Annotated in this window: 14 protein-coding genes; 3 read left to right on the top strand and 11 right to left on the bottom strand. The window is 72.5% G+C overall.

What is annotated here, in order from left to right:
* Positions 1-6: 6 nt before the first annotated feature.
* From ACQUQD_RS36360 to ACQUQD_RS36350, 3 genes are read right to left on the bottom strand one after another with little or no spacing between them, the layout of a single operon-like run.
* Positions 7-2,742: a cation-translocating P-type ATPase gene (locus tag ACQUQD_RS36360; RefSeq protein ID WP_428956456.1), complete on the bottom strand. Its 2,736-nt coding sequence runs from the start codon at positions 2,740-2,742 to the stop codon at positions 7-9.
* Complete coding sequence (locus ACQUQD_RS36355) at positions 2,739-3,740, bottom strand: polyphosphate kinase 2 family protein (protein ID WP_428956455.1); 1,002 nt, start codon at positions 3,738-3,740, stop codon at positions 2,739-2,741. The genes ACQUQD_RS36360 and ACQUQD_RS36355 overlap by 4 nt, the downstream gene beginning before the upstream one ends.
* A 12-nt stretch (positions 3,741-3,752) precedes the next feature.
* Complete coding sequence (locus ACQUQD_RS36350) at positions 3,753-4,175, bottom strand: DUF7144 family membrane protein (protein WP_428956454.1); 423 nt, start codon at positions 4,173-4,175, stop codon at positions 3,753-3,755.
* Positions 4,176-4,341: 166 nt separating this feature from the next.
* Here ACQUQD_RS36350 and ACQUQD_RS36345 point away from each other — a divergent pair, with 166 nt between their 5' ends.
* Complete coding sequence (locus ACQUQD_RS36345) at positions 4,342-5,754, top strand: MFS transporter (RefSeq protein ID WP_428957742.1); 1,413 nt, start codon at positions 4,342-4,344, stop codon at positions 5,752-5,754.
* 17 nt (positions 5,755-5,771) lie between these two features.
* Here the strand turns inward: ACQUQD_RS36345 and ACQUQD_RS36340 are convergent, their stop codons facing one another.
* The 3 genes from ACQUQD_RS36340 to ACQUQD_RS36330 form a co-directional block, all read right to left on the bottom strand.
* The gene (locus tag ACQUQD_RS36340; RefSeq protein ID WP_428956453.1) at positions 5,772-6,221 is read right to left on the bottom strand and encodes an RDD family protein; all 450 of its coding nucleotides are present in this window, start codon (positions 6,219-6,221) and stop codon (positions 5,772-5,774) included.
* A complete protein-coding gene (locus ACQUQD_RS36335; RefSeq protein ID WP_428956452.1) occupies positions 6,218-6,724 on the bottom strand; it encodes a hypothetical protein in 507 nt (168 codons plus the stop codon). Before ACQUQD_RS36335 ends, ACQUQD_RS36340 begins: the two co-directional genes overlap by 4 nt.
* A gap of 61 nt (positions 6,725-6,785) precedes the next feature.
* Positions 6,786-7,568 (bottom strand): DUF3152 domain-containing protein, encoded by a 783-nt coding sequence (locus ACQUQD_RS36330; protein ID WP_428956451.1) that lies wholly within the window; start codon positions 7,566-7,568, stop codon positions 6,786-6,788.
* Between the two features lie 146 nt (positions 7,569-7,714).
* On the opposite strand from ACQUQD_RS36330, the gene ACQUQD_RS36325 reads away from it, so the two are divergent.
* Positions 7,715-8,188, top strand: coding sequence for a hypothetical protein (locus ACQUQD_RS36325; RefSeq protein WP_428956450.1), 474 nt, complete (start codon positions 7,715-7,717; stop codon positions 8,186-8,188).
* Between the two features lie 9 nt (positions 8,189-8,197).
* On the opposite strand, the gene ACQUQD_RS36320 is transcribed toward ACQUQD_RS36325, so the two are convergent.
* Positions 8,198-9,064 carry an SDR family oxidoreductase gene (locus ACQUQD_RS36320; RefSeq protein WP_428956449.1) on the bottom strand — a complete coding sequence of 289 codons (867 nt, stop codon included), beginning with the start codon at positions 9,062-9,064 and terminating at the stop codon, positions 8,198-8,200.
* 117 nt (positions 9,065-9,181) lie between these two features.
* Between ACQUQD_RS36320 and ACQUQD_RS36315 the strand changes: the two genes are divergently transcribed.
* Complete coding sequence (locus tag ACQUQD_RS36315) at positions 9,182-9,892, top strand: TetR/AcrR family transcriptional regulator (protein WP_428956448.1); 711 nt, start codon at positions 9,182-9,184, stop codon at positions 9,890-9,892.
* Between the two features lie 55 nt (positions 9,893-9,947).
* Here the strand turns inward: ACQUQD_RS36315 and ACQUQD_RS36310 are convergent, their stop codons facing one another.
* From ACQUQD_RS36310 to ACQUQD_RS36295, 4 genes are all read right to left on the bottom strand, one after another.
* The gene (locus ACQUQD_RS36310) at positions 9,948-10,529 is read right to left on the bottom strand and encodes a hydrolase (RefSeq protein ID WP_428956447.1); all 582 of its coding nucleotides are present in this window, start codon (positions 10,527-10,529) and stop codon (positions 9,948-9,950) included.
* A 37-nt stretch (positions 10,530-10,566) separates the two neighbouring features.
* Positions 10,567-11,955 (bottom strand): MFS transporter, encoded by a 1,389-nt coding sequence (locus tag ACQUQD_RS36305; RefSeq protein WP_428956446.1) that lies wholly within the window; start codon positions 11,953-11,955, stop codon positions 10,567-10,569.
* Positions 11,952-12,428 (bottom strand): MarR family winged helix-turn-helix transcriptional regulator, encoded by a 477-nt coding sequence (locus ACQUQD_RS36300; protein ID WP_428956445.1) that lies wholly within the window; start codon positions 12,426-12,428, stop codon positions 11,952-11,954. Before ACQUQD_RS36300 ends, ACQUQD_RS36305 begins: the two co-directional genes overlap by 4 nt.
* 82 nt (positions 12,429-12,510) lie before the next feature.
* Positions 12,511-13,323, bottom strand: a complete 813-nt coding sequence (locus ACQUQD_RS36295) for a MerR family transcriptional regulator (RefSeq protein ID WP_428956444.1) — start codon at positions 13,321-13,323, stop codon at positions 12,511-12,513.
* Between the last annotated feature and the right edge of the window lie 94 nt (positions 13,324-13,417).

Raw genomic sequence — 13,417 nt, 5'->3', positions numbered from 1 at the left:
GCCCCCTCACCGCCGTCCGGCACCCGCGGGCGTCCGGCGCCGACGGGCCACCAGCTTGCCCAGCTCCCACAGCGCGAGCAGTGCGAGGGGCGGCAGCAGGGCCCAGCCGAACTGGCCGATGCGCAGCGGTACGGTGCCGAGGATCCGGTTGAAGGCGTCCGTCTGCGTCACCAGGACGGCGAGGACGAACTCGGCGAGGATCGTCCAGTTCAGCTGCTTGCTGTCGAACGTCTCCGTGGTCAGCACGGATCCTGTCTGGCTGCGGCATTCCAGGGCGGCCACGATCAGGCACAGCGCGAACGAGGTGAACGCGATGGAGTTGCCGATGCGCACGCTGTCGTAGCGCGCCGCCCCCAGCGCGATCAGGCCGAGCAGTCCCACGGTGATCGCCGTCCCGGCCAGTGCGACCGTCAGCATCAGAGCGGGTGTCATCACCGGTTCGCCGCGCGGCCTGGGGCGCCGGGCCATCAGTCCGGGGCTGACCCGGTCGAAGCCGAGGGAGAAGCCGAAGGCCGCGTTGACGACGAAGTGGATCCACAGCACCTGCGCGGGCGTGAACGGTTCGCCGTCCGCGATGTCGAACAGGGCGGCCCCGAGGAACGTCAGCACGAACACGACCAGCAGCACCAGCACGAAGCGGATGTACTTGGTGAGGTTGTCGTAGATCTTGCGGCCCTGTTCCACCGCGTGGAGGATCGTCGCGAAGTTGTCGTCGGAGAGGATCATCCGGCCGGCGTTCTTGGCCACGTCGGTGCCGGACCCCATGGCGATGCCGATGTCGGCCGCCTTGATGGCGGGGGCGTCGTTGACGCCGTCGCCGGTCATGGCGACCACGTCGCCCTTCTTCTTCAGGGTCTCGGCGAGCAGCACCTTGTGCTCCGGGGCGACCCGGCCGACCACGCCGATGCCGTCGATCCGGGCGAGCCGCTCCTCCTCCGGCAGGGCCGCGAACTCGGCGCCGAGGATCGCCTCTCCGCCGATCCCGACCTGCCGGGCGACCGCGGCGCCGGTGGTGACGTCGTCCCCGGTGACCATCCGTACGCGAATGTGGGCGGCCTGCGCGGCGGCCACGGCGTCCCGGGATTCGTCGCGCGGCGGATCGACCATGCCGACGAGGCTGGTGACCCGCAACTCCGTGACCAGGGCGAGCAGATCGCCGTCCGGCGCGAACCGTGCGGGGTCGAGGTCGCGAGTGGCGGCGGCCATCACACGGCGGCCCGCGCGCTCCATCCGCTCGACCTCGCGCAGCGCCCCCTCGCGCAGCGCGGCATCGAACGGGATGCCCGCACCGTCCGACAGGGCCGTGGTGGTGCGGGCCAGCACGGCCGGCGCCGCTCCCTTGACGAAACAGCGCACGACCGGCCGCCCCGCCGCGTCCGCGGCCGGGTGGAAGGTCGCCATCAGTTTGTAGGTCGGGTCGAAGGGCAGCGTGGCGAGCCGAGGCAGTCCCGCACGGGTGGCCGCCACGTCGAGACCCGCCTTGTGGCCGAGCACGAGCAGCGCGCCTTCGGTGGGATCCCCGACCACCTGCCCGTCGACCAGCGTGGCGTCGGCGGCGACGAGGTAGGGCAGGATCGCCTCGTCGATGCGGGGCGTGCTGCCCACCGCGTGGTGGATGCGGCCGTCGAGGCCGTAGCCGGTCCCCGAGACCGTGTACCGGTCGAAGGCGTCCACCACTTCGACCACGGTCATCTGATTGACCGTCAGCGTGCCGGTCTTGTCGGTGTTCACGGCCGAGGTGAAGCCGAGCGTCTCCACCGACGGCAGGTCCTTGACGATCGCGTGCCGGCGGGCGAGGTCGAGGCCGCCCCGCGACAGGATCGTCTGCGTCACCGTCGGCAGCGCCTCGGGCACAGCGGCGATGGCCAGCGACACCGCGCTGACGAACAGCACCTCCCACGGCGCGCCCCGGGCACGCCCCAGCGTGAACATCACGACCATGGTGATTCCGGCCGCCCCGACGATCCACAGCGTCAGCCGGTTCAACTCCCGGGTGAGCGGCGACTGCTCCTGCGGCGTGGCCGTCAACATTCCCGAGATGCGGCCCAGTTCGGTCGCGGCGCCGGTGGCCGTGACGACGAGGAGGCCGCTGCCGTGGGTGACCGGGGTGTTCATGAACGCCATGTCCGTCTGGTCCGCCGGGCCGAGCCCGTCGCCCTTCACCACGGCGCAGTCCTTCGCGACGGGGACGCTCTCGCCGGTGAGGGCGGATTCGTCGATCTGCAGGGCGCTCGCCGCCACGAGCCGCCCGTCCGCCGGCACTTCCTCCCCCGCGGCGAGCAGCACGACGTCCCCGACGACCACCTCCGTGGCGGGGATCTCGGTCTCCCGGCCCTCGCGCCGAACCCGCGCCGTGGCTTTCGTCATGGCCTTCAGGGCGTTCATGGCGCTCTCCGCCTTGCCCTCCTGCCGGAGCCCTATGACCGCGTTCACCACGGTCAGGGCCAGCAGCACCACCGCGGTGCCCCACTCCTGCACGGCGAGCGACACCAGCGCGGAGACGACGAGGATGACCTGCATGTACGAGGTGTACTGCGCGAGGAACCGGAGGAGGCCCGGCACCGGCCGCTCCTCCGGCAGGGCGTTCGGCCCGTCCTGGGCGCGCCGCGCGGCCACCCGCGCGGCGTCGAGGCCCACGGCCGGGTCGACGCCGAGTTCACCGGCCACCGCCTCGGCCGAGCGCGCGTACCAGGCCGGCGTGTGCGCGACGGGGGCTTTCCCTCCCGGCGCCTGTGCCGTCATCGCCGCCTCCGATCTCCACCGTGCCCCTGGTGTCCACGGCGCTTGACGGCGTACGGATCGGCCGCCGCGCCGGCCGGTGCCTCCTTCTCCAACTGCCGCTTCTCCAGCTCCAGTTCATGGCGACTGCGGTCGTCGATCGCCGGATAGTGCGGGTCGATCTCGATGAGGGTCCGGGCGAGGACGGCGGCCGCGCAGATCCGCGCGTACCACTTGTGATCGGCGGGCACGACGTGCCATGGGGCCCAGGGCGTGCTGGTGGCGGACAGCATGTCGGAGAAGGCCGCCTGGTAGTCGTCCCACCGGGCCCGTTCCCGTACGTCGGACGCGGAGAACTTCCAGTTCCGCTCCGGGACGTCGATCCGTTTGAGGAAGCGGACGCGCTGCTCCTCCTTGGACAGGTTCAGGAACACCTTGACGACCCGGAATCCGTTGTCCGTCAGGTACCTCTCCCACGCGTTGATCTCCCGGAAGCGTCGGCGCCAGAGCGCCTTCCTGCTCTTGGGCCGACCGGGCAGCCGCTGCCGGTCGAGGAGTTCGGGGTGCACCCGCACCACCAGCACCTCCTCGTAGTGCGACCGGTTGAAGATGCCGATCTCCCCGCGGCGCGGCAGCTCGCGGGTGTAGCGCCAGAGGTAGTCGTGGGCCAGTTCCCCGGCGGAGGGCACCCTGAAACCGGCCACGCGCACGCCCTGCGGGTTCACCCCGCTCATGACGTGACGGATGGTGCCGTCCTTGCCCCCGGCGTCCAGCGCCTGCAGGCACAGCAGCACCCCGTGGCTCCCGTCGGCGGCAAGTCTGCGCTGGTAGTCGGCGAGCAGGGCGACGCCGCTGCGCAGGATCTCCCGGCCCTCCTTCTTGTTCTTGATGCCCACCGTGCGCGCGGGGTCGAAGTCCTTGGACAGGTTCACCTTGGAACCCGGTTCGACGCGCAGACGATCGACGAATCCGGCGATCCGCTCGGCCTGCGCGTCCGTCGTACGCGCCCGTCCGTTCTTCATGGAGCACCTCGGCTAGGACAGCGGGTCGCGTTGCACGACACAAAGCCCCCAGATGATGAAGCCGTCCAGCGCGATCAGCGTGAGGGACCACAAGGGGTAGTAGGGCAGCGAAAGGAAGTTCGCGATCATCATCAGGCCGGCGATGACGATGCCGAGGATCCGCGCCCACTTCATGGCCGTGAACAGTCCGATGCTGACGATCACCGCGACGGCCCCGCAGACGAGATGGACCCAGCCCCAACTCGTCAGGTCGAACTCGTAGACGTAGTTCGGTGTCGTGAGAAACACCTTGTCCTCCAGTACGGCCGAGAGGCCGCGGAAGAAGCTCAGCGCTCCGGAGATGAACAGCATCACCGCCGCGAAGATCGTCAGTCCGCCGGCGGCCGCCGCCTTCGCGCTGCCCGGACTGTGGTGCGACGTCGTCGAGGTGACCATGACAGGACCCCCAGGTTCGAGGAGGGTGCCCACTGCACCGCTCTGCCGCCGAGTGTCACGGCCGCGTCACCGCCGGGCGTCACCCTCCGGGGGTGACGCCCGGCGGTGCACCTGTCAGGAGGCTGACGACGTCCGGTCCGTGCGGCTCGTGAGCGAAGGCGAAGTGATGACCGTGGTGTCCACCCCCGATGCGGCAGACGCCCGACGGCACAGCCGCAGCCGGCGGCGCCGGGTGCTGGCGCCGCTCGCCCTGGCCCAGTTCATCTGCAGTTTCGCCGGGTCGAACATGACCGTGATGATCAAGGACATCAGCACGGACCTGGACACCACGGTGCAGGGGGTGCAGATCGCGATCACCGCCTTCCTGCTGGTGATGGCCGCGTTGATGATCCCGGGCGGCATCCTCACCGAACGCTACGGCCGCAAACGCTGTCTCATCGTCGGCCTGACCGTGTACGGGATCGGAGCCCTGCTCAGCGCGGCGGCGCCCGGCCTGGGCGTCCTCATCCTCGGCAACTCGATCCTCGAGGGCGCCGGCACCGCGCTGCTCATCCCGCCCGTCTACATCCTCACCACACTGCTGTTCACGGAGGTGACGGAGCGGGCCCGGGCCTTCGGGACCATCATGGCCATGGCCGGTGTCGGTGCCGCCGCCGGACCGCTGCTCGGCGGGCTCATCACCACGGCGCTGAGCTGGCGGGCGGCCTTCCTCTTCCAGGCCCTGGTGGTCGCGGTGATCGTGCTGCTGAGCCGCCGGCTGGACGACCCGCTGCCGCCGGACCCGCACCGTCCCTTCGACACCGGCGGGGCGGTCCTGTCGGCCGGCGGCCTGGTCCTCGTCGTCCTCGGGATCCTCGCGGCGGACGACAACCTCTGGCTGTCGGTCGGGCTGCTGCTGGCCGGCGTCCTCGTCCTGGTGGGGTTCTTCCGCTGGGTGCGCGCGAGGGAGCGGGCCGGGGTCGACGCGCTGCTGCCGACCGCGCTGTTCCGCAACCGCACCTCCGATCTCGGCCTGATCACCCAGCACGTGCAGTGGCTGCTGCTGATGGGGCTGTCCTTCGTGGTCGCCACCTACCTCCAGGTCGTACGGGGATACTCCGCGATCGCCACCGGAGTGATCTTCACCGCGTCGACGGTCGGCCTGCTCGTCAGCTCGCTCGGCGCCGAGCGCTTCGCCAAGCGGCGCGCACAGCGCACGCTGATCATGGCCGGATTCGCCGTGACCATCTGCGGCATCGGCGTGCTCATCGCCCTGGCCCACGGCGCACCGAAGGCCTGGAGCTTCACCCCCGGGCTGCTCCTGATCGGACTGGGGCTCGGGCTGATGCTGACGCCGTCGGTCAACGTGGTGCAGTCGAGCTTCTCCGAGGACATGCAGGGCGAGATCTCCGGCCTGTCCCGCTGTGTGTCCAACCTCGGGTCGTCGCTGGGCACCGCGATCGCGGGCACCATCCTGGTGGCCGATCCGGCCGTCGGTCCGTATGCCGTCGCGCTCGTGGTCCTCGCCGTCATCGGGCTCGGCGGGCTGGGCGCCGCCGCGAAGCTTCCTCGGACCCCGGCCCCCACCCGCCACGGGTGAGGCCCGGAGGGACCGGGTCACGGCCGGTCGTAGGACACGACGCTGGCCACCACCAGATCCTGCACCGCCGCGCGGCGCCTGCTCAACGGGATCCAGCACAGGCCCAGCGGGAACGTCACGCACAGGACCGCGCGCGCCAGCGCGCGCGGCAGCCCCAGCGGGCGGCCCGAGCGGTCGGTGACGCGCAGCCCCATCAGCCGGCCGCCCGGCGTCCAGCCGACCGCGTGCCACGCACCGCCGAGGTAGACGACGGCCACGGTCCAGCTGACGGATCCGGTGAGCCAGCCGGGGAGTTGGGGAAACCGGAACGGGGGCCCGGTGACGAGCAGCAGGGCGCAGCCGGCGCCCACGTGGACGACGAGGCCCATCAGCGCCAGGATCAACGCGTCGATGACCGCCCCGACACCGCGCGAGACGATCCCCGCCGCCTCGCCACCGGTCCGGGGTCTGCCGTCCGGCGCGGTCACGGGGTCCGCCGCGCAGGCGGTGCGGCGGCGTCGTCCGGCGGGGGCGGGGGCGATGGGGACCTGCCGAGCAAGCGGTCGGCGAACCGGTTGACGCCGCGGTCGCCGCGCTGCCCCAGGAGCCGGAACGCCTCGACGGTCTCCACGGTCATCCCGCCCCCGGTGTCGCGGACGATCCGTCCGAGGTCGATCTCGCGCAGCACGTCGCGGGTGAGTCCGACCAGGTCGATCCGGTCGATCACCGCGTCGACGTCGACGCGGTCGGCGATCCGGTTCACGTCCACGCGCTCGGCGATCCGGTTCACCGCGACCCGGGCGGCGATCCGTTCGACGTCCACCCGGTCGGCGATCCGGTTCACGTCGACCCGGGCCACCACGGCGTCCAGGTCGAGACGGTCGAGCACGGCCGAGACCAGCGGACGCGCCAGCGCCCCCGTCACGTCCGCCAGGGTGTCCAGCGTCCACCGCGCCCACCGCGCGACGGGACCCGCATGTGCGCCCACCATGGTCCGAGCCAAGCAGGGTCCGGCAGGCCGGGGCATCCTCCGCGGCGGGTGAGCCGCCTCGTCAGGGGACGTGCGGTCCGCCGAGGTAGGTGCCCTCGCGGTCGAACGGCCAGGCGTTCGCGGTGCAGCCGTGGAGGCCCTTGATCTGCTGCATCATCGCGGGGGCGGGCCGGCCCGGCCCCGGACACGTCTCGTGGCCGTGGCCGATGCGGTGTCCCACCTCATGGTTGATGATCAGCGCCCGGTACTCGCCGATCGGCCCGTCGAACTCCGGTGAACCGCCCGCCCAGCGGCGGAGGTTGACGACCACCGTGCGCCCGATGCTGCAGTTCACCTCGCCGCCGGTGTCCAGACCGGCCGATCCGCAGAGGCAGTCCACCGTGTGCGGGGTGGCGATCTTGACGATGAAGTCGCGTGGTCCCGAGCCGACGAGCTGGAAGGCGTCGACGCCGTCGCGGCTCCAGCCGCGCGGGTCGGCCAGGATGCCCGCTATCTCGTGCGCGGCGTCGTCGGCGTGCAGGCCGGTGCCGTCCTCCACCTGCACCTTGTAGCGCCGCAGGTGCCCTGTGCCGACCCGGGTCCCGTCCCCTTGAGCGGTGGTGAACGTGCCCGGCCCGACCACGGGCACGACTCCCGGCACGGCGCCCATCGTGGATCCGGTCGGCGCGTGCCCGGCCCGTACGCAGCGGGCGATGGCGAGCGTCTTGGTGTGCTGCCAGTACGCGTACGCGGCCCCGCCCGCGACGAGCACGGAGGCGATCACCGCGCTCGGCAGCAGTATGCGCGCCAGGCGTCTTCGTATCCTCCCGGCACGGCGCGCGGCATGACGTCGTCGGTTCACCATGGCCCCCCTGGATCGTGAACCCCTTGATCCTGCCACTTGGTTCGGACCTGCGTTCGGCCGACCCGGCGGTTCGTGGTGCGACGACGAGGTCACCGGCGGGTCAAAGGCGCCCCGCCACCGCCCGGTTCACGGCTACCGTGCGGGTCGTGACCACGGCGGCGACAGGCGGGTACGCGCTGGAGGCCGGGGGCGGCCGGATCGATCCGGCCGGTCTGGTCCTCGCGCTCGCCGGGATGCTCGCGTTCGCGGCGTACGGCTTTCTCTACCGGCGGCGACTGGGCGATCTGCCGCCGTCGGCCGCGCTGCTCGGCGCGGCGACGGTGATGCTGCTGCCGTTCGCCGCGGCCGCGCGCGGGGCGACGCTCGCGCAGTGGGGCGGCATCGTGCTGCTGGGCGGCGCCGTGTACGCGCCCGCGTATCTCGTCCAGCACCGGCTGATCCTGCTGCGGGGCCCGGTGTTCACGGCGGCCGTGCAGCTCGCGGTGCCGTTCACGGTCCGGCTCGGGTCCTGGGCGCTGGGCACCGACGGGCCACCATCGGTGCCCGAACTGGCCCTGCTGGCCTGCGCGTTGTCCGGGATCGGCCTGGTCGCGCCGCGGCCCCGGCCCGCCGCCGCGTAGCCGGGGCGGTCACGGCGTCGCGCCGATCGCCGCCTTCAGCACGTCGCGCATCGGCGTCGGCGCGTGCCCCACGAGGGACGCGAGCGCGGGGTCGACCGCGGCGAACTCCCCCTTGCGGCCGGCCTCGAAGAGGCCCACGAGCAGGTCGGCCTGTGCCGTCGGGACCCCGTGGGCGACGAGTCCCGCGCGGTACTCCTCGTCCGGGACGACGATCCGCTCGACGGGGCGCCCCGAGATGTCGGAGGCGAGCGCCGCGATGTCGGCGAGGTCGAGGGACTCGGCGCCGGTCAGCGCCGGGGTCGGACCGTCGAAGCGGCCCTCGTCGGCCAGTACGGTCGCGGCCGCCTCGGCGAGGTCGGCATGGGCGGTCCAGGAGACCGGGCCGTCCTGCGGGGCGATCAGCCGCCCGGTGCGGACGGCGTCGCCGAGCATCATGACGGCCGACGTCGCGTAGAAGCCGTTGCGCAGGGACGTCCAGGGGACGCCCGCCTCCCGCAGGGCCCGTTCCGTGGCGGCGTGGTCGGGCATGGGCGCGAAGGGCGAGGCCGGGCTCGCGCCCATGTGGCTCGTGTACAGGATCCGGCGGGCGCCCGCGGTGACGGCGGCCGTGATCGCGGCACGGTGTCCGTCGACCGCCTGCGTGCCGGTGGAGTCGGTCGAGACGATCAGGACCTGCTCGGCCCCCTCGAAGGCGTGGACCAGGCTGGCGGGCTCGGTGAAGTCGCCGCGGCGGACCCGTATGCCGCGCTCGCGCAGGTCCTGTGCCGTGTCGGGGGTGCGGACGCTGACGGCGATCCGGTCGGCGGGGACCCGGTCGAGCAGCCGCTCGACGGTCTGCCGCCCGAGCAGGCCGGTGGCACCGGTGACGATGATCATGACGACTCCAGGCGTGGGGAGGAACGAGAGAAGCCAGCAGCCGTGAGCGGCGCTAACACTCTTGAGGTTAGCACCGATAAAATATCGCCGCTAACAGCATCCTGTTACCGTTGCCACATGAGCGTCGAGGAGATCACCGCCGAGGACGGCCCCCGCGAGCGGATCCTCGCGGCCACCGCCAAGCTGCTGTCCGAGGGCGGCCAGGAGGCGGTGTCGACACGCGCGGTCGGGGCCGCGGCCGGGGTGCAGGCCCCGACGATCTACCGGCTCTTCGGCGACAAGCAGGGTCTGCTCGACGCGGCGGCGGCCGAGGGCTTCGCGGCGTACCTCAGCGACAAGACCGGGCTCGAGCCGACCGGCGACCCCATCGAGGACCTGCGCGCGGGCTGGGACCTGCACCTCGGCTTCGGTCTCGCCAACCCGGCGCTGTATCTGCTCATGTACGGCCGTCAGCGGCCCGGCGCCACCCCTCCCCCGGCCGCCGTGGCGGGCACCGAGATCCTCGCCGCGCACATCCGCCGGATCGCCGAGGCGGGCCGGCTGCGGGTCACCGAGGAGCGTGCCGCGCAGCTGGTGCACGCCGCGGGCAGCGGCACGACCGTCACGCTCATCGGCCAGCCCGAGGGACAGCGCGACCTGGAGCTCTCGATGCTGGCGCGCGAGGCGGTCATCGCGGCGATCACCACCGGGGCGCCCGCGGCCGAGACCCCGGGCCCGGTCGGAGCGGCGGTCGCGTTGCGCGCGGCCCTTCCCGGGACCGAGGCGCTGACGGAGGCGGAGCAGGCGCTGCTGCGCGAGTGGCTGGACCGGATCGCCCGGAGCCAGTGAAGATCAGCGCGGACCCGGACGGGCCCGCGCTGATCGCCAAGGTGGTGCTCGTACGTCAGTTGCGCTCGGCCAGTACCTTCAGGATGTCGTCCGTCGGGCCGGTCTCGCCCAGGCGCGGAAAGATCCGCTCGACGCTGGAGCGGTGCGCCTCGGCGTCCACGTCGGTCATGGCGTCCGTGGCGAGGGTGACGTGATAGCCGTGCTCGTGGGCGGCGCGGGCCGTGGACTCGACGCCGATGCTCGTGGCGACGCCGGTCAGGACGACCTGGGTGACGCCGCGCCGGCGCAGGTGGAGATCGAGGTCGGTGCCGTAGAACGCGGACCAGTTCCGCTTGGTGACGACGATGTCCTCGGGGTGGCCGGCGAGCGCGTCGACGACCTCGTCCCAGCCGGCCGGCGGGGTCGCGGTGCGGCGGGGTGTGTCGGTGCGGCCGGGCGTCGCGTCGGCGCCGTCGGCGGCGTGGGAGACGCGGACGAGGACGACCGGCAGATCCTGGGCGCGGAACGCGTCGGCGAGCCGCACCGTGCGCTCCAGGACCTCGGCCGTGGTGTGGGGCGCGCCGGGCACGCCCATGACGCCGTTCTGCAGGTCGACGACGACAAGTGCGGTGCGGGGGTCGACAGTGGTGACGGGCATGAGGGAACCACCTTTCCAGCAAGGGGAGTTGAGTGCGCTACGTGTCGCGGCCGACGCGGCTCAGCGAGCGGTCGGCGAGGCACAGGAGCAGGAACGAACCGGCGACGGCGATCAGGAGCCACGCCAGGCCGTGCAGTCCGGCACCGGTGGCGCCGTCCTGGAAGAAGGCGGCGGTCGCCGCGGAGGCGAGCAGCGCGCCGAGATAGGAGAACGTGCGCAGCAGCCCGGCCGACGAGCCCATCCGGGCCGGGTCGGCCTGCGCGTACAGGGTGTTCTGGTTGGCGAGACCGATCAGCCCCTGGGGCACACCGAAGAGCGCGCCGATGACGACCAGGAGCCAGACCGGGCTGGCGGACCCGAGGAACAGCAGGGCGGCGCAGCCCAGGAGCTGGGTGATCGCGCCGACGGCGAGCTTGGCCCGGACCCGCGGGTCGCGCCCGGTCAGCGCCGTGACGACGAGGGCCGCCGCCGACATCGGCAGCAGGAGCAGCCCGGCGTGCGAGGCGCTGAGCCCACGGCCCTCCTGGAGCCACTGGCTGTAGCCGTACAGGAAGGCGTAGGACGTGGTGTACGCGAGGAGCTGACGCCCGAACGTGGCCAGCAGCGGCGCGTTCCCGCCCAGCACGCGCAGGTCGATGAACGGGTCGTCGGAGCCGAGCTCGCGGCGGGCGAACACGGTGCCCGCGGCCAGGCCGATCACCGGCAGGTACCAGTGGGCGGCGCCCGGGTCCATCAGGAAGAGCATGAACGCGGTCAGCGCCCCGGCGAACAGGACCATTCCGGTCACGTCGGTGTGCACGTCGGACCGGCGCGTCGCGGTCCGCGGCAGCCGCCGGGCGCCGAGCACCAGACAGGCCGCCGACAGCGGCACGTTGATCGCGAAGATCAGGTGCCAGCCGCCCGCGCCGATCAGCAGTCCGCCGAGCGTCGGTCCGACGACGGCGATGACCTGGTTGGAGACGGAGAGCGAGGCGAGGATGCCGCTGGGGCTCTTCATGCCGGTGCGGTCGGACTCGGTGCGCAGCAGCGACATGGACGCCGGGTACGCGGCCGAGGTGCCGAAGCCGAGCAGGACCCGGGAGGCGACGAGGACCCAGAGGTTCGGCGCGAGGGCTCCGAGCAGTCCGGCGACGCCGACCAGCGCGGTGCCCGCGAGATAGAGCCGCCGCGGTCCGAACGCGTCGACGAGCCGGCCGATGACCGGCTGGCCGACGGCCGTGGCGAGATAGAGGCCCGACACGAGCCAGGCGGTCTGCGAGGGCGGTGCGCCGAAGGCCCGGCCGATGGGGATCAGCGCCACGGCGAGCATCGAGGAGTTGATCGGGTTCAGGACCGAGCCGAGGATCATCGGCGCGATCAGGCGGCGGTCGAACCCGCCGGGGCCGGCCGTGCGCGCGCCACGTATGCGCTCGGCGAGCCGGATCACGCCTGCGCCACCTCGTCGAGCAGCTTCATGGCCGTGATGACGGCCCGCACCTCTTCCTCGGTGCCGTGCTCCTGCAGGGCCCGCGCGAGCCACGCCTGGCGGGCCAGCCGGTCGCCCTGGCGGCGCTCGCGGCCCCGCTCGGTGAGGGCGACGACCTGGCGGCGTCCGTCGTGCGGGTCCTGGCTGCGCTCGACGAGCCCGTCCCGCTCCAGCGAGATGACGGTCCTGGCCATGGACTGCGGCCGAACGCCCTCGGCGGCCGCGAGCTCGCTCGCGGACGCGGGGCCGGTCTTGGCGATACGGGTGAGGACGGAGGCCTGCGCCGGGGAGAGCTCCGCCTCCCCCTCGTGCCCCTTGACCTCTTCGAGGTTCTCCAGGGCCTTCAGCTTGCGGCGCAGCCGACCGAACACCACCCACAGGTCGCCGGCCGCCCGGAGGGCGTCGGCGGAAACGGGTTCTTCTTTCTCGGTCATGCCTCCACCGTAGATCGACAGCCCAGACTGCGCAACTCAGGGTGCGCAGCCTGGACTGCCGATCTCGCCTCGGCGGCCCGGGTCAGTGGAGCGGCTCCTGGAGTTCGGTCACCCAGTCCTCGCGGTTCTCGGGGCACTCCAGGTTGATCTCCCGGGGGTATCCCGCCGAGCGGTGGCCGTGCGCGTCGATCCAGCGGGCCAACGTCTGGACCGACGGCAGGACGGCCTCCATCGGGCCGCGGTGCACGAGGGTCGCGGCGCGCTCCACGGGCGGCAGGTCGAGCACCCACAGCCCGTCGCCGGTGCCGTCGCGCGGCGCGACGGCCACCTCGACGCCCGCGTGGACGAGGACGCCGCCGCCCGGCGCGTCCTCGTAGCGGGCGACGCCGGGCCCGGTCGGCGTGACACCGGCCGCACCCAGGCGCCGGAACAACTCCCCGTACAGGGGCTGGATGACCGGCCCGATCGAGTCGAAGTCGGGTGCAATGGAGGTGAGTTCGGCCACGCGCAGGCTCGGCAGGTGTTTGATGACGACGTCGTCGGCGGGCATGTGCCCCTCGCTCTCGATGGACCGGAGCCGCGCCTCGACCTGGGTCAGCCGGGCCGCCGCCGCGGCCATCTCCGCCGCCAGGTCCGCGCGACGCAGCCGCAGCATGCCGCGGAGCTGCCCGACGTCGGCCTTCTCGTCGAGGATCTCTCCGACCTGCTGAAGAGTGAAGCCGAGGTCCTTGAGGGCGATGATGCGGTTGAGCCGCGCGAGCTGGGCGGCGGTGTAGCGGCGGTAGCCGGTGGCAGGGTCGACCTCGGCCGGGTGCAACAGTCCCGTCGCGTCGTAGTGACGCAGCATGCGGACCGAGACACGGCCGTGCCGGGCGAAGTCTCCGATGGTGAACATGACGTCTCCCACTGCACAGGCTCACACGGTGTCAGGGTCAACCCCATCACACCGGCGCGACCACGGAAGGACTGGACGAAACGGTGCCCCCGGC

Origin of the sequence: Streptomyces sp. cg35, assembly GCF_050410835.1 — a bacterium.
Taxonomy (GTDB): Bacteria; Actinomycetota; Actinomycetes; order Streptomycetales; family Streptomycetaceae; genus Streptomyces.
This window is presented reverse-complemented; position numbering and strand designations above follow the sequence as displayed.